Origin of the sequence: Streptomyces sp. CBMA152 (assembly GCF_014596475.1) — a bacterium.
Classification (GTDB): Bacteria; Actinomycetota; Actinomycetes; order Streptomycetales; family Streptomycetaceae; genus Streptomyces.
Genome location: NZ_MECJ01000002.1, coordinates 465,136 through 490,390 on the forward strand (window position 1 = coordinate 465,136; position 25,255 = coordinate 490,390).

The 25,255-nt window shown below is 69.7% G+C and carries 23 protein-coding genes; 12 read left to right on the forward strand and 11 right to left on the reverse strand.

Annotated features, from left to right (window positions below; genetic code table 11):
- The first annotated feature begins 93 nt into the window (after positions 1–93).
- From BG418_RS03040 to BG418_RS03050, 3 genes are all read left to right on the forward strand, one after another.
- The gene (locus tag BG418_RS03040; RefSeq protein ID WP_188272058.1) at positions 94–1,077 is read left to right on the forward strand and encodes a GlxA family transcriptional regulator; all 984 of its coding nucleotides are present in this window, start codon (positions 94–96) and stop codon (positions 1,075–1,077) included.
- A gap of 432 nt (positions 1,078–1,509) precedes the next feature.
- Positions 1,510–2,793: an Ig-like domain repeat protein gene (locus tag BG418_RS03045; RefSeq protein ID WP_188272059.1), complete on the forward strand. Its 1,284-nt coding sequence runs from the start codon at positions 1,510–1,512 to the stop codon at positions 2,791–2,793.
- Between the two features lie 152 nt (positions 2,794–2,945).
- Positions 2,946–3,530, forward strand: a complete 585-nt coding sequence (locus BG418_RS03050) for a hypothetical protein (protein ID WP_188272060.1) — start codon at positions 2,946–2,948, stop codon at positions 3,528–3,530.
- A gap of 7 nt (positions 3,531–3,537) precedes the next feature.
- On the opposite strand, the gene BG418_RS03055 is transcribed toward BG418_RS03050, so the two are convergent.
- Positions 3,538–4,812, reverse strand: coding sequence for an MFS transporter (locus BG418_RS03055; protein ID WP_188272061.1), 1,275 nt, complete (start codon positions 4,810–4,812; stop codon positions 3,538–3,540).
- Between the two features lie 54 nt (positions 4,813–4,866).
- A complete protein-coding gene (locus BG418_RS03060; RefSeq protein WP_188272062.1) occupies positions 4,867–5,460 on the reverse strand; it encodes a transcriptional regulator in 594 nt (197 codons plus the stop codon).
- A gap of 115 nt (positions 5,461–5,575) precedes the next feature.
- Here BG418_RS03060 and BG418_RS03065 point away from each other — a divergent pair, with 115 nt between their 5' ends.
- The 5 genes from BG418_RS03065 (at position 5,576) to nadE (ending at position 10,550) form a co-directional block, all read left to right on the forward strand.
- Entirely contained in the window at positions 5,576–6,205 is a 630-nt protein-coding gene (locus BG418_RS03065; protein ID WP_188272063.1) for a DUF4291 domain-containing protein, read from the forward strand.
- Between the two features lie 98 nt (positions 6,206–6,303).
- Entirely contained in the window at positions 6,304–7,413 is a 1,110-nt protein-coding gene (locus tag BG418_RS03070) for a glycosyl hydrolase family 18 protein (RefSeq protein WP_188272064.1), read from the forward strand.
- A 303-nt stretch (positions 7,414–7,716) separates the two neighbouring features.
- Positions 7,717–8,376: a hypothetical protein gene (locus BG418_RS03075; RefSeq protein WP_188272065.1), complete on the forward strand. Its 660-nt coding sequence runs from the start codon at positions 7,717–7,719 to the stop codon at positions 8,374–8,376.
- 120 nt (positions 8,377–8,496) lie between these two features.
- A complete protein-coding gene (locus tag BG418_RS03080) occupies positions 8,497–9,573 on the forward strand; it encodes a protein phosphatase 2C domain-containing protein (RefSeq protein ID WP_188272066.1) in 1,077 nt (358 codons plus the stop codon).
- Positions 9,574–9,719: 146 nt separating this feature from the next.
- Positions 9,720–10,550 carry an ammonia-dependent NAD(+) synthetase gene (gene nadE / locus BG418_RS03085; RefSeq protein WP_317453479.1) on the forward strand — a complete coding sequence of 277 codons (831 nt, stop codon included), beginning with the start codon at positions 9,720–9,722 and terminating at the stop codon, positions 10,548–10,550.
- A gap of 38 nt (positions 10,551–10,588) precedes the next feature.
- Here nadE and BG418_RS03090 read toward each other — a convergent pair whose 3' ends face one another.
- Positions 10,589–10,804 carry a helix-turn-helix domain-containing protein gene (locus tag BG418_RS03090; RefSeq protein WP_223184231.1) on the reverse strand — a complete coding sequence of 72 codons (216 nt, stop codon included), beginning with the start codon at positions 10,802–10,804 and terminating at the stop codon, positions 10,589–10,591.
- A gap of 133 nt (positions 10,805–10,937) precedes the next feature.
- Between BG418_RS03090 and BG418_RS03095 the strand changes: the two genes are divergently transcribed.
- The gene (locus BG418_RS03095; RefSeq protein ID WP_188272067.1) at positions 10,938–11,498 is read left to right on the forward strand and encodes a flavoprotein; all 561 of its coding nucleotides are present in this window, start codon (positions 10,938–10,940) and stop codon (positions 11,496–11,498) included.
- 95 nt (positions 11,499–11,593) lie between these two features.
- Here BG418_RS03095 and BG418_RS03100 read toward each other — a convergent pair whose 3' ends face one another.
- Positions 11,594–12,040, reverse strand: a complete 447-nt coding sequence (locus tag BG418_RS03100) for a hypothetical protein (RefSeq protein WP_188272318.1) — start codon at positions 12,038–12,040, stop codon at positions 11,594–11,596.
- 251 nt (positions 12,041–12,291) lie between these two features.
- Between BG418_RS03100 and BG418_RS03105 the strand changes: the two genes are divergently transcribed.
- Complete coding sequence (locus BG418_RS03105; protein ID WP_188272068.1) at positions 12,292–13,062, forward strand: IclR family transcriptional regulator; 771 nt, start codon at positions 12,292–12,294, stop codon at positions 13,060–13,062.
- Complete coding sequence (locus BG418_RS03110; protein WP_188272069.1) at positions 13,059–13,895, forward strand: SMP-30/gluconolactonase/LRE family protein; 837 nt, start codon at positions 13,059–13,061, stop codon at positions 13,893–13,895. The genes BG418_RS03105 and BG418_RS03110 overlap by 4 nt, the downstream gene beginning before the upstream one ends.
- Positions 13,896–13,959: 64 nt before the next feature.
- On the opposite strand, the gene BG418_RS03115 is transcribed toward BG418_RS03110, so the two are convergent.
- From BG418_RS03115 to BG418_RS03145, 7 genes are all read right to left on the reverse strand, one after another.
- A complete protein-coding gene (locus BG418_RS03115; protein WP_188272070.1) occupies positions 13,960–15,114 on the reverse strand; it encodes an aldose epimerase family protein in 1,155 nt (384 codons plus the stop codon).
- A 26-nt stretch (positions 15,115–15,140) separates the two neighbouring features.
- A complete protein-coding gene (gene mmsB, locus BG418_RS03120; protein ID WP_188272071.1) occupies positions 15,141–16,376 on the reverse strand; it encodes a multiple monosaccharide ABC transporter permease in 1,236 nt (411 codons plus the stop codon).
- 5 nt (positions 16,377–16,381) lie between these two features.
- A complete protein-coding gene (mmsA, locus tag BG418_RS03125) occupies positions 16,382–17,902 on the reverse strand; it encodes a multiple monosaccharide ABC transporter ATP-binding protein (protein ID WP_188272319.1) in 1,521 nt (506 codons plus the stop codon).
- Positions 17,903–17,982: 80 nt separating this feature from the next.
- Positions 17,983–19,098 carry a multiple monosaccharide ABC transporter substrate-binding protein gene (gene chvE / locus BG418_RS03130; RefSeq protein WP_188272072.1) on the reverse strand — a complete coding sequence of 372 codons (1,116 nt, stop codon included), beginning with the start codon at positions 19,096–19,098 and terminating at the stop codon, positions 17,983–17,985.
- Positions 19,095–20,087 carry a hypothetical protein gene (locus tag BG418_RS03135; protein ID WP_188272073.1) on the reverse strand — a complete coding sequence of 331 codons (993 nt, stop codon included), beginning with the start codon at positions 20,085–20,087 and terminating at the stop codon, positions 19,095–19,097. Before BG418_RS03135 ends, chvE begins: the two co-directional genes overlap by 4 nt.
- Before the next feature lie 155 nt (positions 20,088–20,242).
- A complete protein-coding gene (locus tag BG418_RS03140) occupies positions 20,243–21,256 on the reverse strand; it encodes a zinc-binding dehydrogenase (RefSeq protein WP_188272074.1) in 1,014 nt (337 codons plus the stop codon).
- Positions 21,253–22,419, reverse strand: coding sequence for a mandelate racemase/muconate lactonizing enzyme family protein (locus BG418_RS03145; RefSeq protein ID WP_188272075.1), 1,167 nt, complete (start codon positions 22,417–22,419; stop codon positions 21,253–21,255). Before BG418_RS03145 ends, BG418_RS03140 begins: the two co-directional genes overlap by 4 nt.
- Before the next feature lie 244 nt (positions 22,420–22,663).
- Here BG418_RS03145 and BG418_RS03150 point away from each other — a divergent pair, with 244 nt between their 5' ends.
- Positions 22,664–25,255, forward strand: a complete 2,592-nt coding sequence (locus BG418_RS03150) for an alpha-L-arabinofuranosidase C-terminal domain-containing protein (RefSeq protein ID WP_188272076.1) — start codon at positions 22,664–22,666, stop codon at positions 25,253–25,255.

Sequence of the window (25,255 nt, forward strand, 5' to 3'; positions counted from 1 at the left end):
CGGTAGGTGACCCTGTTGGGCACGTCCTCACCCTGCCCGAGCGCGCACACCCTCGGTGGTGGCGCTCCGGCCACACGATGAAAAGATCTGGCCATGCATCACGTTGGCGTTCTGGCCCTGGACGGCGTCGTCCCCTTCGAACTCGGCATCCCGGCCCGCATCTTCGGCGCCGCCCGCGACGGCGCGGGCAACCCGCTGTACACGGTGACCACGTGCAGCCTGGACGGCGGCCCGGTCCGTGCCGAGGCCGACTACGGCCTCACTGTGTCCCGTGACGCCTCCCTCCTGGCCACCGTCGACACCGTCGTCATCCCGCCCTCCCACGACCTCGGCCCCATCCGCGAGGAGGGCTGCCTGCCCGACACCTTGCGCGGCGCCCTCGCCGCCATCCGCCCCGGCACCCGTATCGTCGGCATCTGCACCGCCACGTACGTACTGGCCGCGGCCGGGCTCCTCGACCACCGACCGGCCACCACGCACTGGCGCGAAGCCGACCGGTTGCAGCGGATGTTCACCACCACCCGCATCGACCCGGACGTCCTGTTCGTCGACGACGGTGACATGCTCACCTCGGCCGGGGTGGCCGCCGGTATCGATCTGTGCCTGCATCTCGTCCGCCGCGACCACGGCAGCCAGGTCGCCAACGAGGTGGCCCGCTCCTGCGTCGTACCGCCCTGGCGGGACGGCGGCCAGGCCCAGTACATCCGGCGTCCCGTCCCCGACGCGACGGCCTCCGGCACCGCCTCGACCCAGGCGTGGGCCCTGGAACGCCTCGCCGACCCGCTCACCCTCGCCGAGTTGGCCGCGCACGCCAACATGAGTGTGCGCACCTTCTCCCGGCGCTTCCGCGAGGAGACCGGGACCACGCCCGGCCAGTGGCTCATCCGCCAGCGTGTCGACCTGGCGCGCCACCACCTGGAGACCACCGACTGGCCCGTCGACCTCGTCGCCCACCGCTGCGGCTTCGGTACCGGCGTCTCCCTGCGCCAGCACCTCCATGCCGCCATCGGCGTGAGCCCGCAGGCATACCGCCGCACCTTCCGCCCCACCACTGTCCCCGCGACCGTCAGTTCATAGGGGCACAACTGCCCGAGCGAGCCGGTCACGTACGTACGCAATCAGCCTGACTGGCACGTGCCCGGGGCAACCCGTGGTTCCCGCATTTCGTCCACTCGTCGTCGCCCGTGCGCGCCGGTGCCGTGCGCGCCGAGTGTGCGCCCGTATCTGCCACCACACCACCCGCGACTCACAACGGCACGAGGTGTGGCTGTAGTTGCCCATGGGATGCCGCGTGCATACGGATGTGACGGTACGGACACCGGAGGAGGCAATAGCGGCGGAACGCGCGCAACGCAATTGCCCGGTCGCTCATCCGCCGCTCACCGACCGGAATTCGGCCAGCATGTCGGCTGGCTCGAAAGCAGTCGAACGCGTCTTCCATGGTTGACGGTGGCAGATGCTGCGGGGAGCCTTACGCTGACCGAATCGGCAGACAGATCGGGGACGCGAATGACCGCCAACGGCAATGGAAAGTCGGGCGACGAGCCGTACCTCATCACCGGCCGGGGAAAGGACGCCGCTCCGAAGAACGCCTTCGCCTTGTTCGCCGACATCAATTACAACGTAGGGGGCCCGCGCACCAAGATTCTCGTCATTCCGGCCAACGGGACGGCGAACAACTTCAGCGACTACGGATTCGACCAGAGCGACGACGGTGTGAGCAGCGTCGTCAACAACACCGACCGGGACAACATCCTCTTCACGAGGACCAATCAGGGCGGCTCGCAGTTACCCGTCCCCGCCAACTCCGCGATCGCCGACCTGACCCGGATCCCGCTCAGCGGCAGCGCCACCGGCACCTGGAACGACCAGGCCCAGTCCGCCCTAGCCTTCAACAAGCCCGTCCCGCTCCCGGTCTTCACCGCGCCCAGGGCCAGCGCGCAGACCCAGGAACGCCGGCAGGCCATCCACGGCAACGCGGCTCCCGACGTCCAGCAGGTCCTGCTCTACGAGGCGGCCAAACTCCTCGCCACCTGCCCGGTCAAGGACAGCAAGTGGGAGTACGTCCCGGACCACGACTGGCCGCTCGGCCAGCACGACCTGTCCGCCATCGCCGTACGGGACAACGTGCTGTCCGGCAAGGCGCCGCTGCGCTTCTACGTCATCCTGCCGACCCCCGTCGTGGACATCAGGTCGCCCAAGGAGGGCACCGAGGTGGACAGCAGCGCCACCGTCGACGGGGTCGCCTTCAACGCCGACTCGGTGTCGCTCACCGAGGGCGGCGCCGCGCTCGGCACCGCCAAGGTCACCAGCAACGTGTGGAGTTTCGCCCATACGGGCGGCTGGCCGGTCGGGAAACACAGCGTCACGGCGAAAGCCGTCCACGGCAGTCAGGAGTCCGAGCCGGACACCGTGAACTTCACGGCCGCCAACAAGAACCTCAAGGTCGAATTCAAATTCAACTCCTCCTGGCAGGACTGGCAGAGCCACAAGTACATCTACTCGTACGACGTCACCATGTACGCCGGGGTGACCGATGTGAAGCACTGGAATGTCGGCTTCGGTCAGCTCCCGGAAGGCTCGGTCCTGGCGCCGGAATTCGAGACCAGTTTCTGGGGGCTGATCATCAGCGACGGCTCCGACGGAAACGTCGTCCTCGGCTCGCCTCCGGAGGGAATCCATATCGTCCCGGCCAAGGGAAAGCTGGTCATTCGCGTACTCGTCCTCATCCCGACGCAGGACGACGCGTACCACAAGCTCTACGGCCTCTTCGCGAAGTCGCTGGCGGGATAGTCACCGTCTGCCGCCACTGAGCAGCGGGGGCGCGCCCATGCGCCCCCGCTGTCCCCATCTCTCGCCCAAGCCCTATGGATTCGCCACCCGCCGGACGCGGAATGGGGGCATGCTCGGGTGCGCAGAGCCCATATCCGTACGAGGGAGGTCTCATGGGGTGGCACAGTGAGGAGTTCGGGGCCTCGCACGAGGGCAGGGCGCAGGCGCTGCTGGCCGATGGCAGCGAACCCGGGCCGAGGTACTTCGACATGGGCAGCGGCCCCAACGTCCACAAGACGAGCGACTGGTGGGTGTACGACGGGGCGCGGCGCGCGCCGCACGCGACCGAGTTGAGGGCGGCGTGCGCCTGCGGCTGGCGCGGCGACGCCACCTACGTGATCGACTGGCAGGACGTAGAGCGGGACGGCCCGGACTTCTACGACACCTGCGGCCCGTACGGCGACTGGTCCCAGCACATCCGTGAGGTGACGGCCCGCACGGTACCGCTGCCCGCTGCCGTGGAGGACCTGCTGGAGCGCCTGGACGAGCAGTTGACCGCCCTGGCCATGGACGCCCCGCTGGCCGCGTTACGGGCGGTGGCGGCTCTGGAGCGCACCACCCGAAGCGTCGGCCGCGCGGCGGCGTGCATGGCGGAGGCGGACGACATGCCGTCGGAGGCGATCGGGACGGCGCTCGGGCTGAGCGAACGGGACGCTCGGGCGCGGTTGCGGCGGTACTGCCTGGATCACCGGTTCTGACTATCTATCAGCTAGCCATGTCCGGCCGCCGACGGGGAAGTTCGGCGCGCCGCACCGCGTCGGAGGCCAGGGCGACGGTTGCGCCCAGGCCGCCGACGATGCCGCACCCGACGAACACCGGCGCGGCGCCCCAGGCTCCGATGGCGGCGCCGACCAGCGGGTAGCTGAGGGGCGCGAGGCCGACCATGGTGAGCATGACGACGGAGGTGACGCGGCCGAGATAGGCGGGGTCCGCCGAGGTCTGGATGAGGGTGCTGTCCAGGCTGCCGAACACGCCCGCGTTCAATCCGATGACCCCTGCCAGCACCACGGCGATCCAGAGGTTCGGCACCAACGCGATGGTGGCCGCTCCCGCAGAGCCCACGAGCAGTGCGCCGCTCAGCATGAGTCCGGCGCGGGGCAGCCAACCGGCGATGGCGAGCAGCGCGGCGCTGGACGCCGCCCCCGCACCGAAGCTGCTGATGATCAGGCCGTACCCGGCAGGTCCCCAACCGCGCTCGGCGTTGAGAAGTACCATGCCGACGTTGAGCGTGCCGGTGAGGCCGAGTTGACAGATGGCGCCGGCGGCGACGAGCGGGCCGATCAGGCGATGGCGGCGGATGTAGCGCAGGCCGTCGCGCAGATCCTGCCACGCTGTGCCGGACTCCTGTTGTTCCTCGCTGCCGCCCGCTTCGAGGGGCCGTATCCGTATTGTCAGCAGGAGCGGCAGGGACACCGCGAACAGCAGCCCTGCGACGGCGAAGGTGGCCGCCGCGCCTCCAACACCCATGGCCAGACCGCCGACCGGCGGGCCCGCGATCTGGCTGAGGCGCATCGCGAGCGAACGCATGCCGGCGATACGGGCGAGCTGGTCGGAGCCGGCGATCCGTGGCGGGAGAGCGCCGACGGCGGGGATGAACAGCGCGTCGACCGCGCCGAAGACGAGCCCCACCGAGACCAGGATCCACAGGGCCGGTGCGGTGAGCGCGATACCGGCGGCCACCGCGAGGATGAGGAGACAGCGCAGCGTGTCGCTGCCGAGAATGACCCGGCGGGGGTCGAACCGGTCGGCCACCACACCTCCACCGAGCATCAGCAGCGCTCGCGGCAGCGCCCCGGCGGCCATGACGAGGCCCACCTCGGTGGGCCCGGCGGCCTTCTGTGCGGACCAGCCGAGGGCGACGAAGTACACGCTGTCACCGACTAGGGAGGCGGTGTACGCGCTGAGCCAGCGCAGCACGTTGCCGTCGCGGTGGGCCGGGGTGGTGGCGCGTTCGGGCAGGACTGTGCCGGTGGTGGCCATGGTGGGCTCCGGTGAGTCGGGGATATGGCGGTCGAGTCGGGGGATATGGCCGTATCAGAGCCGGAACGGGAAGCCGTAGAGCTGCACGGACACATGCTCGCGACCCTCTGTGTCACCGGCTGCCTTGGCGGCCTTGCCGCGCTCGCGCCAGCGTCGGCCCAGCGCCTCGAACTCGTCGTTCATCTCGGTGAGTTCGGCGGCAGTCAGGTCGAGCAGCCACTCGGCACTGAAGGCGGCGTCGGTCCACGTCTTGCCCCAGGCGGCTGTCTGCTCCAGATATGCGCGGTAGTTGGCGACGCGGGTGTCGAGGATGCCGCGGGTCACCGCGCCGATGGCAGCGGCTCCCTCGGGTGTGTCCGCGAAGTCCGAGCTGCGGAACCCCCAGCCCTCCTCGGACGCCACCTGCCACCACCGCTCACGGCCGTCGGAGCTCTGGCCGCTCGCCTCGGCCACGAATCCGTGCTCGGCCAGCTTGCGCAGGTGGTAACTGACCAGTGACGGCGCCTGGTCGACCTGCTCGGCGAGCTGCGAGGCGGTCGCGGTGCCTGCGGCGAACAGCAGCCGGTAGAGCTGCATCCGCAGAGGGCTCGTGAACGCCTTCAGTCGGGACAGGTCGGTGATCCGCTCGGTCTTGGGCTTCGGTGGCATGCTGCCACGGTAGATATGAAGCAGAAGTTGCGCAATATATTTTTCAGATCTTCCGGCGGAACGTGGCGCGGCAACTCACCGAGTGCTGCCCCGACATGGCCGTACCGGTAATTCGATGGCGCGCGTCGACCAGCACGGCCACTGTGGTCCCGTGTCAGAACCCAAGTACCAGATCCGCGCCCGGCATACGACGTCCACGCTCACCGTCTACCAGGCGTACGCGCCGGAGATCGGTCTGCCGGCGGCGCGGGAGGGCCGGTTCCCGGCGCTCTGGCGGCGGGAGCGGATGACATGGATCAAGCCGTCGTTCCTGTGGATGATGTACCGCTGCGGGTGGGGGACCAAGGAAGGCCAGGAGTCCGTCCTCGCCGTCGAGATCACCCGTGAAGGTTTCGCGTGGGCGCTGGAGCGCGCCTGCCTGTCCCACTACGAGCAGGGGCTCCACGCCGACCAGGCCACCTGGAAGCGGGAGTTGAAGCGGGCCCCGGCCCGGGTGCAGTGGGATCCCGAACGCGACCTGCACCTCCGGCCCCGCCCCCACCGTTCCCTCCAGCTCGGCCTCACCGGCGAAGCCGCGCACCGCTACGCCGACGAGTGGATCGTCTCCATCACCGACGTCACTCCGCTCGCGCGTACGATCCATGCCCATGTACGGGAGGGAGCCATGGATGCCGCCCGGCGACTCCTGCCTCCCGAAAGCCCCTACCCAGTGGCTGACGGGGTCCTGGCTCACCTGATCCCCTGATCCCCATCGACCCATCACACCCGGGCATCAGGTCGAATGGCGGCTACGGGATCATGGCTCTCATCTGCTGGAAGGCTCTCGTCCGCTGAAAGGGACCCATGGTCAACGCCCGGATACTCCTCGCTGCCGCCCTCATCGCCGTTCTGACCGGTTGTACGGCGGCCGGTCGCGCAGGTGACAGTGACCGGTCGTCTGCCGACAGCGCGACCCCTACCACCAAGTCCACGCAGCCGGGACTTGAGGCGTGGATCTACCCCGGATCCACGGGGGAGGACACCTGCGGGGCCGTCGCCGAGTACCGCGACGGCCGACTCCGTACCGGAGTGCTCAAACCCCAGTACTGGGACGTCGACCCGAGTGGCGCGCTGAAGCTGCTGGACTCCGACACCCACCCGTGCAACGGCTTCAGCGAGGCCAATGCCGCGGACATCAAGGCGCACTCGGCCGCCCAGTACACCACCGTCTCCGCGATGGACCGGCCCGCGATCGCCGCGCTGGTGAGTGACCCCGCCCGCCGTACGGCCGCCGTCGGCTCGCTCACCGAGCTCGCGAAACGTATCGGGTTCACCGGTGTGGACATCGACTTCGAGGACTTCTGGGTATGGACGGCCGACGACGAGAGCGGGTACGAGACGTTTCTCGCCGAGCTCGCGGAGAGCCTGCACCGAGCCGGGCTCAAACTCCAGGTCGACGCTCCGGTCGAAACCCATGACGGTGACTCGGTGTTCAGTTACGCGGCCGTCATGCGGGCCGGGGTGGACCAGCTGGTCGTGATGGACTACGGCCGTCAGTTCAACACCCCTGCTGGACAACGGTGTTGGGCGATCTCGCCGCACAGCTGGGTGCGCGAGGCCGTTACGTACGCACAGTCCCAGGTGCCGGACAAGGACCGGCTGGTCATCGGCTTGCCGTCGTACGGCTTCACCGCGCCCGACCCCTGTGTCACGGACAAGGTGAAGGACAGTGTCCCGCTCACAACGATCCGGCGGGCGCCGGGCTACTCCGACGACCCCGCGACGACGGCCGCCCGGCGCGACGCCGCCTCCGGCGAAGTCCGCTGGACGGCGGGCGGCACTCTGTACGACTACACCGACCAGCAGGGTATGGACGCGAAGTTGGCCGTCCTCCAACAGCTCGGCGTCACCCACGTGTCGGTGTGGGCGCTGGGCGGGAATCCGTGGTTCTCGGCCAATCCGAGGGTGAGGTGAGCTGGCCCGGCGGGCGGACGTGAGGGGTGTCGGCTGGTGGGGGCGGTGTATACGCGGGGCGGATTCCCTTCGCGTATGCCCGGGGCAGCCTTGTCACCCGACCGGGAGTCGCTGATGCTGGTGCCCACCGATCGGTGAGCCACGCACGGCCCGTCAGGCACCACCCGGCAATGGCGCACACCGCAATGGCGCAGGCGGCCCCACGTATGCCGTCGATCTCCTCGCGACCTGGTCGCGGCTTCCATCCGAGACAGACATGCCTGCGTCCGGCCTGCGCCCACGACACCCCGGAGGGATCACACCATGAGCAGATTACGGCTGACCGGACGCTGGAGAACAATGACCTGCGCCCTGGCCACCGCCGCGCTGGCGACCGCCGGACTCAGCGGTACAGCGGCCCACGCCGCCCCGGCGGCCCCGCTCGCCGCCGCGCCGGCGATCGGCATCCAGTACAACGCCGACGGCGACGCGGGCCAGTGCGGCGGCGCCACGGGCCAGCAGTGGGCCACATCGCCGGACTGGACCCAGCCGATCCGCTTCGACACCGACGGTCGCCCCGGCGGCTGCCAACTGGCCTTCGGCGTATACGACCCCGACCACACCTTCGCGGGCGCGTCCCTCAGCTACGACTTCCGCGTCAGCCCCGGTGGGGACAGCGGTCAGTGCGGTAACCAAGGTACGTATCAGATGCCGATCCAGCCGTTCCAGACCTTCGGCCCGAGCGTCCGCGTCGACACCGACAACCGCTCGGGCTACTGCAACCTCACCCTCGCCGTGTCGGGCCGCTCGGACGTCGGCCTCGACGTCCAGTTCTACCCGGACGGCGACGCGGGCCAGTGCAAGAACTACCTGCCCGCGGGTCAGTACCGCACCGCGTACGCGGGGAACCCGGTCACGGTCGGCATCGACGCCGACAACCGGCCCGGCGGCTGCCAGTTCCTGCTGAGGTTGCGGCACTTCTAGGGCGTATCGAGCCCGTCCATCCCTGGAAACTCGCTACGGATCGCAGGTTGACCTTCACCCTGGGGGAAGCCACAGCATCAAGGGGCCGGGCGACGGGCTCGGTGTGAGGAGGGGTGGGGGATGGGTCTGCTGACCATCGGGGCGTTCGCGAAGGCGTCCCGGCTGTCACCGAAGGCCCTGCGCCTTTCCGACGAGCTCGGCCTGCTGACCCCCGCCCACGTCGACCCGGTGACCGGCTATCGCCGCTACGCACCCGAGCAGTTGGATCAGGCCAGGCCGGTCGCCTGGCTCCGCCGACTGGGGATGCCGCTCGCCCGTATCCAGCGCGTGTGCGGGCTGGATACGGGCGCGGCGGCCGAGGCCGTGCGCGCGTTCTGGGAGCAGGTCGAGGCCGACACCGCCGTCCGGCGGGACCTGGCGACCTTCCTCATCGACCATCTGACCTGGAAGGACCCTGCCATGGCCCCGATCACCAGCCCCCTGGGCATCCGTTACGCCGCGCTGTCCGACGCCGGACTCGTCCGAGAGGACAACCAGGACATCGCCTACGCCGGATCCCGCCTGCTCGCCGTCGCTGACGGTTTCGGCCGAAGCGGAGCTCCCGCGAGTGCCGCTGCCGTCGACGTGCTCAAGCACCTCGACAGTGGCAGCGTCCCTGCGGGCGATCTCCTGAACGTCCTCGAAGACGCCATCGAGCAGGCCAAACAGGCCGTACACGGCATCGCCGCGACCAGCTCCTCGTCGGAGGAATGCGGGACGACGCTCACCGCGATGCTCTGGACCGGATCGCAACTGGCCCTCGTCCACATCGGTGACTCTCGCGCCCATCTCCTGCGCGGTGGAGAGTTCTTCCAGATCACCCATGACCACACCGTGGTGCAGTCCATGCTCGACGACGGACGCATCAGTCCGGAGGAAGCCGCCTCCCACCCCCAGCGAGCGCTGCTGATACGGGCCCTCGCCGAGGGCGCCGACGCCACCCCCGACCTGCGGTTGCACGACGTGCAGCCCGGTGACCGCTATCTGCTGTGCTCCGACGGCCTCTCCACGGTTGTGCCCGTCGAAGACGTACGTCAGGTGGTCACCACCGTCAGCGACCCCGAGCAGGCGGTGCGTAGGCTCGTCAACCTCGCCAACCGCGCCGGCGGTCCCGACAACATCAGCTGTGTGATTGCCGACGTGGTCGAGCTCCAGTAGTAGACGTGCTCTGCGCTCGTCGGCCACGTCATACTGGGGGAGGGTATGGAGCGCCCTGGCCACCTCCGCCCGGATCCACCCCGCACCCCCTAGGTAGGCTGACCCCGACAGCACATCGTGAGCCGTACGCGTAACAAGGAGCAGACGTGAGCCAGCCGGCGTCCATCGCCCTGCAGCAGGAGATCGCCCGGGAACTGGAGATCGCCGAGATCTTCGAGGCCGAGCGGGAGATCGAGCGCCGGGTGGCCTTTCTCGCCGAGCGGCTGACCTCCACCGGGCTGCGCTCGCTCGTGCTCGGCATCAGCGGCGGCGTCGACTCCACCACCGCCGGTCGGCTCTGCCAGCTCGCGGTCGAGCGGGCCCGGGCTGCCGGGCACGAGGCGCGGTTCTACGCGATGCGGCTGCCGTACGGGGTCCAGGCCGACGAGCACGATGCCCAGCTCGCGCTCTCCTTCATCCAGGCCGACCACGTGCTGACCGTCGACATCAAGCCCGCGAGCGACGCCGCGCTGGAGGCCGCGCTGGCCGCCGGTGTGAGCTTCCGCGACGCCCACCACCAGGACTTCGTGCGCGGCAACATCAAGGCCCGCCAGCGCATGATCGCCCAGTACGCGGTGGCCGGTGCGCACGACGGTCTGGTCGTCGGCACCGACCACGCCGCTGAGGCGGTCTCCGGCTTCTTCACCAAGTTCGGCGACGGCGCCGCCGACCTCGTCCCGCTGACCGGCCTGACCAAGCGCCGGGTGCGCGCCGTCGCGGACCTGCTCGGTGCCCCCACCGAGCTGGTGTGGAAGACCCCGACGGCTGACCTGGAGAACCTCGACCCGGGCAAGGCCGACGAGGACGCCCTCGGGGTCACGTACGACGACATCGACGACTTCCTGGAGGGCAAGCCGGTCGACGAACGCGCCCACGAGACGATCGTCAACCGCTACCGCCTCACCGACCACAAGCGCCGGCTGCCGATCGCGCCGTAAGCCCGCGTAGCTCCGTCTTGACCGCAGCCGCCACGAGCTCAGCGGACTCCTGTCAGGACGGTGCCATCGATCCGCAGAGCGCGAGCGCACGCCGCGGTGAAGTCCGCCGTGGCGGCGCGGGCGCCGCACTTGACCTGGTTCAGCAGGCTGAAGGAGTAAGAGATCATGGCCGAGAGTTCCCGCTGAGTGAGGCGGGCCAGCTTCCGCTGCTCCCTGATGCGTGCGCCGGTGTGGTCGTCGTCCAGTGTCGGCATACGGGACTCCCGTTCCTGACTCGTCATCTGGAACGGTACTCGCGTCAAGGGCGTTGGTGCCTGTTCCGCCGCCGCTTCCACGTGGTGCGGGGGCGGTTGCATGCGGCCGACGGGGCGCGGTGGGATGGGGGCCATGACGATCTCTCGCACTCTGTATCTGTTCTGCTCGGCGGCGCCGCCGGTGTTCGATGTCGCCTCGGTTGTCGAGGATGCCCAGCAGGACGGGTGGGACGTATGCCTAGGGCTCACGCCCACCGCAGCCCGCTGGTTGGGGGAGAGTCTGGGCGGGCTGGCGGCGCTGACCGGCCACCCGGTGAGGTCCGAGTACAAGCGCCCCGGCGAGCCGGACGTGTGGCCGAAGACGGACGTCATCCTGTTCGCGCCGGCCACGTTCAACTCGATCAACGCATGGGCCCTCGGGCTCACTGACAAGTTCGTCGTCGGGGTCGTGGCCGAGGGAATCGGGAAGGGTATCCCCACCGTCGCGATGCCTTGTGTCAATGCCGCGTACGTCCAGCATCCCGCCTTCGAGGGCTCGGTGCGGACCCTGCGGGATGCCGGGGTGACGCTGCTGTACGGCGAGGGCGGGTTCGTGCCGAATCAGCCTGGTCAGGGGCGTGCGGACGGGTATCCCTGGCGCCTGGCCCTGGATGCCGCAGGCGTGGCTGCGCGCGTAGGAGATCCCCAGGCCTGACCAGGAATCGGCGGCCCGCCCCGGCAGGATCCGCAGCAGGCCGCCCGCCTATCGTCGGAGCGCCGGAAGCGCTCGACAACTCACCACCGACCCGACTACTCCGCCGCGATCGGACGCAGGAACTCCAGCGACCAAGTAGCCTGCGGCTCGGGTTTCTGCGCGATGAGCTGGATCTGCGCGCCCAGATAGTCCGCGCGCCACGCCAGGCCCTTGTCCGAGAGGATCTGGAGGCCGCCGATGACGGGCTCGAAGGTCCACTGTGTGCGGTCCTCCGGCCGGACGCTGTTGGCGAAGAGCTTGTCGTCGGCCGCGAGCAGGCCCACCTGCGGGTGGGTGTCGAGGAATATCTGGTACGGCGCCCCTGGCGTGTCCTGGATGGGCAGGATGGCCCATTCCTGTTGGAACGGCGGGTCCAGGGGGCGGTCGGTGGCGACCGGGACGCCGTGCTCGATGGGGTGCTCCCGGGCCGTCGCGAGCGCGGGCGGACCGAAGATATGGGCGTAGAGCCGGTAGACGCCGGGCCTGATCGGTACGGGAGGCATGCTCGCCACGTCCTCTCTCCCTCACTGGCCGGTGGCGACACCACCGGTCCTCGCCCCACCATCACGGGCGCGCCCGCCGCAGCACAGTTCAAATGCCGCCAAGCCGATGACGAGGTGTATGAGTCGACGGGGACTGCCGTGACCATTGGGCAGACCCGGACCATTGCCGGGTGAACTCGCCTGTCGCTAGCCTGTGTTCGTCATTACGATCGTTGACCGGGGTTTCGAACACGAAGGGCGGGTGGCGGGCAATGGGACGACTGGTTCCGGCGGTGACCAGGGCGCTGGACGTACTGGAGCTCTTCCTGGAGAGCGAAGTCCCGCTCTCCGCCCCCGACATCACCCGCAGACTCCAACTGCCCCGGACGACCGTCCATGAACTGATCACCACCCTGGCCGCCCGGTCGTACGTGGTCGCCGTCCCCGAGCAGCCCGGCCGCTACCGCCTCGGGGTGCGCACGTACCAGCTCGGCAGTCGGTACGCGGAGCAGCTGGACCTCGCCGCCGAAGGACAGCAGGTGGCGCGCGAGGTCGCCGAGACCTGCGACGAGACCGTGCACGTGGCCGTTCTTGAGGACACCGACGTCATCTACATCGCCAAGGTGGACTCCACGCACGCCGTCCGTATGGTCTCGGCGGCCGGCCGGCGTCTGCCCGCGCACTGCACCGCCGTCGGCAAGATGCTGCTCGCCACGTTGCCACCGGCCGAGCTCGACGTACGGCTCGCGCGTGGCGAACTCGTCGCGATGACCCCCGACAGCATCACCGACCCGGCCGTGCTGCGCGCCGCCCTCGGGGAGATCCGGGACCGGGGGACCGCCGTCGAGCACCGCGAATCCAACCCGGACGTGAGTTGTGTCGCCGCACCCGTACGCGACAGTGCGGGCCGGGTCGTGGCCGCGCTGTCGATCTCCGTACCGATGATCCGGTGGAGCGGGGAGCGTGAGGCGGAGCTCGCGGAGCTGGCGCTGAAGGGCGCGGGCGACCTGTCCGTACGGCTCGGGCACCGGGGCGCGCGATGAGGGCCGAGGTCGCGGTGCGCGAGTGGGCCGAGCTCGGCGAGGGCCCCACCTGGGACCCGGTCACCGGACGGCTGATCTGGGTCGACATCCTCGCGTCACGTATCCATACGTATGAGCCCGGCAGCGGTCGGCGTACGGTCATGGCGACCGAGCAGCACGTCGGCGCCGCGAAGCCCCGCGCGGGCGGCGGTCTCGTCGTCAACCTCCGCGACGGCGTGGGTCTTTACGGACCCGACGGATCTTTTTCGTGGCTGCTGCGGGAGCCGGTGCCCGGGCGGCGTGGCAACGACGCGGCCGTCGCGCCGGACGGGGCTCTGTGGGCGGGCACGATGCGCTACGACGAGGCACCCTCGGGCGGCTCCCTCACCCGGGTCACGGGCGACGGCACGTCCACCCGGCTGCCCGGTGACATCGCGGTCAGCAACGGCATCGGCTGGAGCCCGGACGGCCGGTTGATGTACTACGTGGACAGCCCTACCCGGCGGATCGACGTCTTCGACTTCGACGGTCAACTCGCCTATGGAAGGCGGGAGTTCGCCACCATCGAGGAAGGTTTTCCGGACGGGCTCACCGTGGACGCGGCGGGCGGTGTGTGGGTGGCGCTGTGGGACGGCCACGCGATTCGCCGCTACGGTCCGGACGGCGCGCTCGACCTGGTCGTCGAGCTGCCGGTGCGCCGCCCCACCGCCTGCGCCTTCGGTGGCCCGGGCCTCAGCGACCTCTACGTCACCACCGCCCGGGTCGGCCAGGACCGGCCGCACCCGCTCGCGGGCTCGCTCCTCGTACTGCCGGGCATCGGCAGGGGAATACCGGGCACCGCCTTCGCCGGATGAACGGCGAGAGCGGTGCCCGGCGACCGGGCCGCCCACCTGGCCCGGGGTCTGTGATCAGCGCGTATCAGCGCGTCGAGAAGGTGTGCAGGGTGGCGGAGCGATACGTCCGGCCGGGGCGCAGCACCGTCGACGGGAACGCGGGCCGGTTGGGCGAGTCGGGGAAGTGCTGGCTCTCCAGGCACAGTGCGTCGCCCTGGCGATAGGTGCGTCCCGAGGGGCCGACCAGGGTGCCGTCGAGGAAGTTGCCGCTGTAGAACTGAAGGCCCGGCTCGGTGGTGTACATCCGCATCACCCGGCCCGAGCACGGATCGGCGAGCGTAAGCGCGTACTCGGGGGTGGACGTGATCCCCTTGTCCAGCACCCAGTTGTGGTCGATGCCCTTGCCGTACAGGAGCTGCGCATGCCCCTGGCGGATGTCGCGGCCGATCTCCTTCGTACGGCGGAAGTCGAAGGGCGTGCCGGACACCCGGGCCAGCTCGCCCGTCGGGATGAGGCCCGGGCCGACCGGGGTGTAACGGGCGGCGGCCAGTTCCAGGGTGTGGTCGAGGATGGAGCCGGTGCCCTCGCCGCCGAGGTTGAAGTACGTGTGGTTGGTGAGGTTGACGACGGTCGCCCGGTCCGTCGTCGCCTCGTAGTCGATGCGCCAGGCACCGCGTGCGGTGAGGGTGTACGTGACGCGGACCTTGAGGGTGCCGGGGTAGCCCATCTCGCCGTCCGGTGAGATCCGGGAGAGGACGAGGCCGGTCTCGGAGCCGTGGGTGAACGGCTCCACGTGCCACATCCGTTTGTCGAAGCCCTGGGTGCCACCGTGCAGGCTGTTCTCCCCGTCGTTGAGGGGCAGTTGGTAGGTGTGGCCGTCCAGGGTGAACCGGCCGCCCGCGATGCGGTTGCCGTAGCGGCCGATGAGTCCGCCGAAGTAGGGGGACTTGGCCACATAGTCGGCGAGGTTGTCGAAGCCGAGCGCGATGTCGGCCAAGTGGCCGTGCCGGTCGGGGACTTCGAGGGAGTGGACGATCCCGCCGTACGAGAGGATCTTCAGGCGGGTGCCGCCGTTGGTGACGGTCCACAGGTACACCTTGGTGCCGTCGGCCAGGGTGCCGAAGAGCGTCCTGGTGGGGGTGGAGCGGCCCGGCGCGGCATGGGCCGTTGCGGGGGCGAGCCCTGCGGCCAGTCCGGTGGCGAGACCGGCCGCGAGTGCGGTGCGTCTGGTGGTGTTCATGGGGCGACTCCTAGAAAGTGGGGAGGTCAGGAACCGGCCTTGCGCTTGTTGTAGACGTCGAAGCCGACCGCGGCGAGCAGGACGAGACCCTTGATGACCTGCTGGTAGTCGGTGCCGACGCCGACCAGCGACATACCGTTGTTGAGCACGCCGAGGACCAGACCGCCGATCACCGCGCCCAGGACCGTGCCGACGCCGCCGCTCATCGACGCACCGCCGATGAAGGAGGCCGCGATCGCCTCCAGTTCGAAGTTGACGCCCGCGTTGGGGGTGCCCGCGTTGAGGCGGGCCGCGAAGACGACGCCGGCCAGGGCGGCGAGCACGCCCATGTTCACGAAGACGAGGAACGTGACCCGCTTGTCCTTGACGCCGGAGAGCTTGGCCGCGGCCTGGTTGCCCCCGAGCGCGTACACATGGCGTCCCACCACGGCGTTGCGCATCACGAAGCCGAGCCCCAGGAGCAGCGCGCCGAGCAGCAGCAGAACGACCGGCACGCCCCGGTAGCTCGCCAGCGTCAGGGTGAACGCGAGCACGGCCGCCGTCATCGCCACGCACTTGGCCAGGAACAGGCTCCGGGGCAGCACTTCCAGCTCGTACGCCTGCTGGCGCCGCCGGGACCGTACCTCCTGGACCAGGACGACGACAATCAGACCGAGCCCCAACAGCACGGTCAGATTGTGGTAGTTGGTGTGCGGGCCGACCTCCGGCAGATAGCCGGTGGATATCTTCTGGAAACCGTCGGGGAACGGGCCGAGCGAGCGCGAGCCGAGCAGGATCTGGGTGGCGCCCCGGAACAGCAGCATTCCGGCGAGGGTCACGATGAACGACGGGATCCCCACATACGCGATCCAGAACCCCTGCCAGGCACCCGCCAGCGCCCCGATGGCGAGCGCGATGACCAGCGCGAGCACCCAGGGCACATGGTGCTCGACCATCAGCACCGCGCACGCCGCCGAGACGAACGCCGCCAGCGAGCCCACGGACAGATCGATGTGGCCCGCGATGATCACGATCATCATGCCGATGGCGAGGACCAGGATGTAGCTGTTCTGCAGCACCAGATTGGTGACGTTGTTCGGCTTGAGCAGCACGCCGTCGGTCCAGATCTGGAACAGGACGACGATCAGGCCGAGCGCGACCAGCATCCCGTACTGCCGCATGTTGCGGCGGGCCGCGTCGAGCAGCAGGGCTCCGGCCGTGGCGCGCGGGGACTCGGGGGCGCGTGGGGCGCTCGGCGGGCTGTCGGTGGTGACCGGACTCATGGCGACTACCTCTTGTTCGTGGTCATATGGCGCATCAGCACTTCCTGGGTCGCCTGCGCCCGGGCGACCTCGCCGGTGAGCCGCCCGGCGGCCATCGTGTAGACGCGGTCGCACATACCGAGCAGTTCGGGCAGCTCGGAGGAGATGAGGACGACCGCTCTGCCCTCGGCCGCGAGCCGGTCGACGACGGTGTAGATCTCGTACTTGGCGCCCACGTCGATGCCGCGCGTCGGCTCGTCGAGGATCAGCACATCGGGGCCCGCGAAGATCCACTTGCTGAGGACGACTTTCTGCTGGTTGCCGCCGGACAGCCGCCCGGCCCGCTCGAAGACGGTCGGCGCCTTGATGTTCATGCTCGCGCGGTACGACTCGGCCACCCGCCGCTCCTCGTGCTCGTCCACGATCCCGCGCCGGGACACCTTGCCGAGGGCGCCGAGCGTGATGTTGTGCCCGATGGTGTCGATGAGGTTGAGGCCATACCGCTTGCGGTCCTCCGTCACGTACGCGATGCCATGCGCGACCGCCTCCGGGACCGTCCGGGTGCGGATCTCGCGGCCGTCCTTGTGTACGGTGCCGCTGATGCCGCGCCCGTACGAGCGGCCGAAGACGCTCATGGCCAGTTCGGTACGGCCCGCTCCCATCAGTCCCGCGATGCCGACGATCTCGCCGCGCCGCACCTGCAGGCTCACCCCGTCCACGACCTTGCGCTGCTGGTCGACGGGGTGGTGCACGGTCCAGTCCCGTATCTCCAGGGCGGGGTGGGCGCCCGGATCGCCCTCGTACGGGGTGCGTGCGGGGAAGCGGTGGTCGAGGTCGCGGCCGACCATGGCCCGGATGATGCGGTCCTCGGTGGTGGCCGCGTCCTTCACGTCGAGGGTCTCGATGGTGTGGCCGTCGCGGATGACGGTGACCGAGTCGGCGATCGCCGCGATCTCGTTGAGCTTGTGCGAGATGATGATCGAGGTGATGCCCTGGGCCTTCAACTCCGCGATGAGGGACAGGAGATGGGCGCTGTCCTCGTCGTTGAGCGCGGCCGTCGGCTCGTCGAGGATGAGCAGTGTGACCTCCTTGGCGAGGGCCTTCGCGATCTCCACGAGCTGCTGCTTGCCGACCCCGATGTCCGCGACCCGGGTCTGCGGATGCTCGTCCAGACCCACCCGTTTGATCAGTCGCGCGGCGTGTTGGAGCGTGCGGCTCCAGCTGACGATGCCGCGCGCGGCCTGTTCATTGCCCAGGAAGATGTTCTCGGCGATGGAGAGATGGGGGACCAGGGCCAGCTCCTGGTGGATGATGACGATCCCGCGTGCCTCGCTCGCGCGGATGTCTTTGAAGGCACAGGGCTCGCCCTGGAAGAGGATCTCGCCCCCGTAACTCCCGTACGGATGAACGCCGCTGAGCACCTTCATCAGCGTCGACTTGCCCGCGCCGTTCTCCCCACAGACGGCGTGCACCTCACCCGGTGCGACGGTCAGGGAGACGTCCGAGAGCGCCCGGACGCCGGGGAAGGACTTGCCGATGGAACGCATCTCCAGGACGGGTGCGCGCGGGGCGGGTATACGAGGGGCGGGCGCGTCCGGGGCCGGGGTGTCCGGTGTGGGGGCGTGGTTCACTTCAGGTCACTCGCCTTGATGTAGCCCGAATCGACCAGTTCCGCCTGGTAGTTGGTCTTGTCGACGCTGACCGGGTTGAGCAGGAAGGACGGCACGACCTTCTTCTCGTTGTCGTACGTCCTGACGTCGTTGACCTCGGGCTTCTTGTTGTTGAGCACCGCGTCCGCCATCTGCACGGCCTGCTTGGCCAGCGCCCGGGTGTCCTTGTAGACGGTCTGCGTCTGGTTGCCCGCGATGATCGACTTCACCGACGCCACCTCGGCGTCCTGCCCGGTGACGACCGGATACGGCTTGGCGGCGGTGCCGTAGCCGCCGGAGCGCAGTGCCGACAGGATGCCGATCGACATACCGTCGTACGGGGACAGGACGGCGTCGACGCGGTCGGAGGAGTACGACTTCGTCAGCAGGTCGTCCATCCGCTTCTGCGCGGTGGCGCCGTCCCAGCGCAGCGTGGTCACCTGGTTGAGCCGGGTCTGTCCGCTGCGGACGACCAGCTGCCCCTTGTCGAGGTAGGGCTGGAGCGTCTTCATGGCGCCCTGGAAGAAGTAGCGCGTGTTGTTGTCGTCGGGGGACCCGGCGAAGAGCTCGATGGTGAATGGCCCGCTCTTGGCACCGCTCTTGAGCCCGAGTTTGTCGATGATGTACGTCGCCTGGAGCACGCCGACCTTCTCGTTGTCGAAGGACGCGTAGTAGTCGACGTTCGGCGAGCCGAGGATGAGACGGTCGTACGAGATCACCTTGATGTGCTGGTCGGCGGCCTGCCGCAGGACGTCGCTCAGCGCGCGACCGTCGATCGCCGCGATGACGAGGACGTCGTCGCCCTTGGTGATCATGTTCTCGATCTGGGCGACCTGCTGGTCGACGTTGTCCTCGCCGTACTGGAGATCGGTCTTGTAGCCGAGCGCGTGGAACTGCTTGGCCATGTTGTTGCCGTCGGCGATCCAGCGCTCCGAGGACTTCGTCGGCATCGCGATGCCGATCGTGGCGCCCTTGCCGCTCTTGGCGGTGCTCTTGCCGCCGCCCTCGCTGCTCTGCCCGCATGCGGCGAGCGCGAGGGCGAGCGAGGCGGCGACGAGGGGGAGTGCGGCTCGGCGGGTGCGGCGCGTGGTCATCGGTACTCCGGGGTGAGGGGGAAGCGGGTGAGGGGGCCGGGGCGGCGGGAGCCGAGCGGGGACATGCCGCCGTCGGCGCGGTGGCGGGCGAGCAGATCGAGGACGAGCCGTCCCCGGCGCACCCGTTCGCGGGCGGTGTCCAGGGCGGTGTCGCGCAGATGGCCGCCGTACGGGTAGATACCGGGCGCCTTGGACAGGCCGAACTTGAGGTAGAGCGGGGCGGCCCGGCGGATCAGCTCGGCCGCCTCGTACATCCGCACATAGCCGCCGAGGTCGTCCGGCGCTTCGACGTACAGGTCGAGGGGGACCCGGGAGACCCGGCGGATCTCGGTGAAGTGAGTGAGCGTCAGATCGGAGGGAACGTTCACGGAGTCGGCGCCGAGGTGTTCGTACACCGCGACCGAGGCCGGGTTGACCGGGCCGACGAGGGCGGAGACCTTCAGCGTGGTGTCGTCGGGCAGCAGGCCCCGCTCGCGCATCCGATGCAGGGTCCACAGCACGCCCTCGTCGGCCACGAGCAGCGAGGGCACCCCCAACTCCGTTGCCCGCAAGGCGTCTTCGACGCACCCCGCGAGCGCGTCATGGCCCCGCGCACGCAGTCCCGCGCCGCCCGAAGCGGTACGGGTCGAGGCGCCGGTGTCCCAGGTGCCGCGCGGGCCGGTGAACAGGCAGAGCTCGATGTCACGCTCGGCGGACGCCTCCACCATCTCGGTGATCTCCGCGTCGGAGAGCATCCACACCCCGCTGCCCTGGCTGACCCGGTGCACGGGTACATCGAGGCGGGAGGCCTCCTTCAGGACCGCGCCGAGCGCTTCCGGGCCCTCCACGGAGGGGATCTCGGTGCGCCAGGTGCCCCCGTCGGGGAAGGAGTGCGGGGAGGAGTCGGTGGGATGGCCGGCGGGCGCGGCCAGGCCGAGCGCCGCCAGGGCCGGTTCACCCGGACGGCGGGGCCCTTCGGGGGTCGGGGCGGGGGTTGATGCGTGGGTCACGGGGGGTTCCTCGGTGTGTGAACTTGGGGAGTGTGCGGGGGCCTTCGGTTTTCGGGGTTCCGGATTCGGCTTCACGGTTCGGGAGTGTTCGAGATTTCGGACGTCGTTCGGATTGCTGGGCATGCGGCCTCGTTGAAGGGCATGAGACCCGCGCCTCAAGGGCGCAACAGGACCTTCCCCGTATCGGGATCGTCGGCCGCGAGCAGCGCGAGGGCGTCGCCGAACCGCTCCAGCGGGAACTCGTGCGTGATCAGCCGCGCCGGATCGATCCGCCCCGTGGCGTACGCCCGTACGGCGAAGGACCAGGCGGACGACGGCGCTCCGAAGACGCTGCGCACGGTGAGCTGGCTCAGCGAGAGGTGGACCGGATCGATGCCGACCGCTCCGGTGGTGAACATCCCGGTGAGGACCACCCGGCCGCCGCGCCGCGCGAGCAGACAGGACCCGGCGGCGGTGCCGGACGCCCCGGCGGTCTCCACGACCAGGTCGTAGCGGCCGTACACCTCCTCGGAGGCAGCGGGCGTACGGGCCTCGGTCGCGCCCATCAGGAGGGCGAGCTTGGCGCGTTCGGACCGGGGGTCGATCGCCGCGAGCTCGGCGGGGGAGTAGGCCGCGAGCAGTTGGACCGCGAGCAGGCCCAGTGTCCCCGCGCCGACCACCGCGATGCGTTCCCCCGTCTCCGGCGCCCCGGCCCGTACCGCGGCGGCGACCACCGCGGTCGGCTCCAGCAGGGCTGCGGCGCGCAGATCCGCGTCGTCGGGCAGCGGATGCAGCAGCCGGGCGGGCACGATCAGGTGGTCGGCGAAGGCGCCGGGGTGGGTGAACCCCGTCTCCGCGTACGAGGCCGTGCACAGGGAGGTCTCGCCGCAGCGGCACCGCTCGCAGGTCCCGCAGGTGCGGAATCCCTCGGCGACCGTGTTGCGCCCGACGAGCGCCGGATCGACTCCCGGCCCGGCCGCGACGACGGTGCCGGACCACTCGTGGCCGGGGGTGACGGGGTAGCGGACATAGTCGGGGGCGCGGTGGCCGTCGTACACCTCCAGGTCGCTGCGGCAGATCCCGGCGGCGGCCACCTGCACCAACACCTCGCCGGGTCCGGGCTCGGGGCGTGGCCCGGTGACCAGGCGGTGGCTGCCCGGGGTGTCGATGACGACCGCGCGGCTGTTCATCGGCCCGCTCCCGGCGACTTGGGCGCCCGCTTCTCCCAGCCCTCCGCCCACAGGTCGAAGCGGGCCTGCTGCTGGGGGAATTCGGCCGCCGCATCCACATCGAGCTCGACGCCGAGGCCCGGGGCGTCGGGCAGGGTGAAGTAACCGTCGACGACCTGCGGCGCGCCCTTCACCACCTTCTTGATGTCGGCGTCCGCGAAGTCGTTGAAGTGTTCCAGGATCTTGAAGTTCGGTGTGCAGCCCGCGAGTTGGAGGGTGGCGGCGGTGAGCACCGGGCCGCCCACGTTGTGCGGAGCGACGAGTACGTAGTGGGTCTCGGCGGTCGCCGCGAGCTTACGGGTTTCCAGGATGCCGCCGATGTGGCCCACGTCCGGCTGGATGATGTCGGCGGCCTGCGACTCGAAGAGCTCGCGGAACTCGATGCGGTCGTGGATGCGTTCGCCGGTCGCGATGGGGATTTCCACCTTGTCGGCGACTTTCCGCAGCGCCTTGAGGTTCTCCGGCGGGACCGGCTCCTCCAGCCAGGCGGGTGCGAACGGGGTGAGTTCGCGGGCCAGGCGCACCGCCGTGGCCGGGGAGAACCGCCCGTGCATCTCCACCATCAGCTCCGCGTCGGGGCCGATCGCGTCCCGTACCGCCTCGATCAACGAAACGGCGTAGCCGGTCTGTTGGTGGTCGAGCTCGAAGTGCCCGGTGCCGAACGGGTCGATCTTCAGAGCCCGGTAGCCGCGCTCCATCACCGTACGGGCGGCCTTGTGGTAGGCCTCCGGGGTGCGCTCGGTGGTGTACCAGCCGTTCGCGTACGCCTTGACGCGGTCCGTCACCCTGCCGCCGAGCAGCTGCCACACCGGCACGCCGAGCGCCTTGCCCTTGATGTCCCAGCAGGCCATCTCGACCACCGCGATGCCGGACATCACGATCTCGCCGGCCCGGCCGTAGTCGCCGTACTTCATCCGGCGCACCAGGTCCTCGATCGCGAAGGGGTCGGAGCCCGCGATGTGGTTGGTCTCGGCTTCCCGGAGATAGCCGATCAGGGCGTCGGTGTGGCCGAGCATGCGGGTCTCGCCGATGCCGGTGATGCCCTCGTCGGTGTGGACCTGGACGTAGGTGAGGTTGCGCCAGGGGGTCCCGACGACATGGGTGCTGATTCCGGTGATTCGCAAGGCAGTTGCTCCCGGGACGCGATGCACGACGTTCGATATTTCGTCACTCGTTCGAAATTCTGGCGTGACGGTAATGACGCCGGGGCGCGGGTGTCAATGGGTCGCGCGGCAATCGTTGAAATGCGAAGAACCAATGGTGTGCGGGGTGTTGACGTGACGGTGGAGCAGGCGGAATGCTCCCGGCGTCGAAATGCAGAACGCTGTCCGAAATCTCGAACCACTGGCGAGAGTTGAGGAGCCCGGCATGACCGCACACCCCGCATCCGGACCCGCACAGCCGCCCACTCAGGGGCCCGGCCGCAGAACCGTCCTCGGCGCGCTCGGCGCACTGCCACTCGCCGGAGCGATCCCGGCCCTCGCAGCAACCTCGGCGCGGGCCGCCGACGCGCTCCCCGTGCCCGTGGCGCACTGGACGTTCGACGAGGGCGCCGGCACCACGGCCGCCAGCAGCTCCGGCGGACCCGCCGTGACCCTCGGCGGGGGTGCGCGGTGGGGCGCGGCGAAGTACGGGGCGTCGAGCCTCGACCTGTCGGCGGGCGGCAGCGCCACGGCGCCGGGTCCCGTCGTGAACACCGCTGCGAGCTTCAGCGCGGCCGCGTGGGTACGACTCACGGCCACCACCGGATACCAGACCTTCGTCTCCGTCGACGGCACCGACGTCAGCGGCTTCTACCTCCAACTCCGCGACGACACCGGCGCGTTCGCCTTCACCCGGCTGCCCTCGGACGCCAGCTCCGGCAACGGCGCGGCCGCCGTCGCCGGAGCGTCCTTCGCCCCCGTGACCGGCGTCTGGTACCACGTGCTGGGCGTGAACGACACCTCGTCCGGAGTCGTCCGGCTGTACGTCAACGGCGTATTGGAGGGCGAGGCGCCATATCACGACGGCTGGCGCGCGACCGGGGCCACCGCCGTGGGGCGCGGCCGCTTCGGTGGCGCTGAGGTCGACCAGGTCCACGGGCTCATCGACGACGTCCAGGTCTTCGACATCGCCCTCACCGCCGACCAGGCGGCCGCACTGGCCGGAGTACCCGTGGAGGACACGCGCCCGCTGCTGACCGTCGACACGACCCGTCCAGGACCGGTGGTCAGCCCCGAACTCGGCGGGATCTTCTTCGAGGACATCAACCACAGCGGCGAGGGCGGCCTCTACGCCGAACTCGTCAACAACCGCAGCTTCATGGCCGCCGCCACCCCGCTGCACTGGTCCGCCGTAGGCTCGGCCACCCTCGCGATCGACCCCGCCCAGCCACTCAACCAGGCCCTGACGCAGTCGTTGCGCGTCAACGCCTCGGCTGCGGGCGCGGGGGTGGCGAACGAGGGCTTCTGGGGAATCCCGGTCCGGCCGAACACGACCTACCGTGCTTCGCTGTACGCTAAGTCACCAGGTACATCAGGCAAGTTGACGGTGTCCATAGTGGGCAACGACGGTACGGTCCACGCCACGGCCACCACGGGCACCCTCACCACAGCCTGGCGCAAGCACGAACTCACCCTGACGACCGGCCCGAACGCACCCACCACCGTGGACGCCCGGCTGACCGTGACCGTGACGGCCCCCGGCACGCTCTGGCTGAGCCAGGTCTCCCTCTTCCCGCCGACGTACAAGAACAGGCCGGGCGGGCTGCGGGTGGACCTCATGGAGAAACTGGCCGCGCTGAAACCCGCGTTCCTGCGCTTCCCCGGTGGGAACTACCTCGAAGGCAACGTCATCGCCGACCGCTTCGACTGGAAGAAGACGATCGGCCCGCCCGAGCAGCGCCCCGGACACCACAACTCCGCCTGGGGCTACTGGTCCACCGACGGACTCGGCCTGTCCGAATACCTCCAGATGACCGAGGACCTCGGCTGCGTCCCGCTGCTGTGCGTGTACGCGGGCTACTCGCTGGGCGGCGAACACGTCACCGGCGACGCCCTGCAGCCCTTCATTCAGGACGCCCTCGACCAGATCGAGTACATCACCGGCCCCGCCACCTCCACCTGGGGCGCGCGGCGCGCGGCCGATGGACACCCGAAGCCCTTCCCGCTGACATACGTGGAGATCGGCAACGAGGACTGGTTCGAGAGGTCGGGCTCGTACGAGCAGCGGTACGCGGCCTTCCACGATGCCATCAAGTCCCGCTATCCGGCACTCAAGCTGATCGCCACGACGCCGGTGGCGTCCCGCCCGTACGACCTCATCGACGAGCACTACTACCTCTCGCCCGCCGCCTTCCAGGCCGCCTCCCACAAGTACGACCAGCGTGATCGCGGCGGCCCCAAGGTGTTCGTCGGCGAATGGGCCGCGCAGGAGGGCCGCCCCACCCCGGACCTCAACGCCGCCCTCGGTGACGCCTCCTGGCTGGTCGGGCTCATCCGCAACTCCGACCAGGTGCTCATGGAGTCGTACGCGCCGCTGTTCAGCCACGTACGGGACAACACCTGGGCCACCAACCTCATCGCGTACGACGGGCTGACCAGCTACAACTCACCCAGCTACTACGCACAGCAGCTGCTGCGCACCCGGCGGGGGAGCGTGGTCCTGCCGACCTCCGTCCGCGCCTTGCCCGGCCTGAACGTCGTGACCACCCACGACCCGGCGACCCACCGCGTCTACCTCGCGGTGATCAACACCAGCGACACGGCCCGCACGACGGTGGTCCGCCTCCAGGGGGTTGCCCGCACCGCGCCGACGGGTGCGGTCACGGTGCTGTCCGCCACCGACAAGACGGCCACCAACACCCTCACGAACCCGGAGGCGGTCACCCCGCACCGCCGCCCCGTCGGCGGCCTGACCCCCGCGTTCCGGGCGACGTTCGCGGCGTATTCGGTGACGGTGCTGGAGGTGACGGCGGGCTGA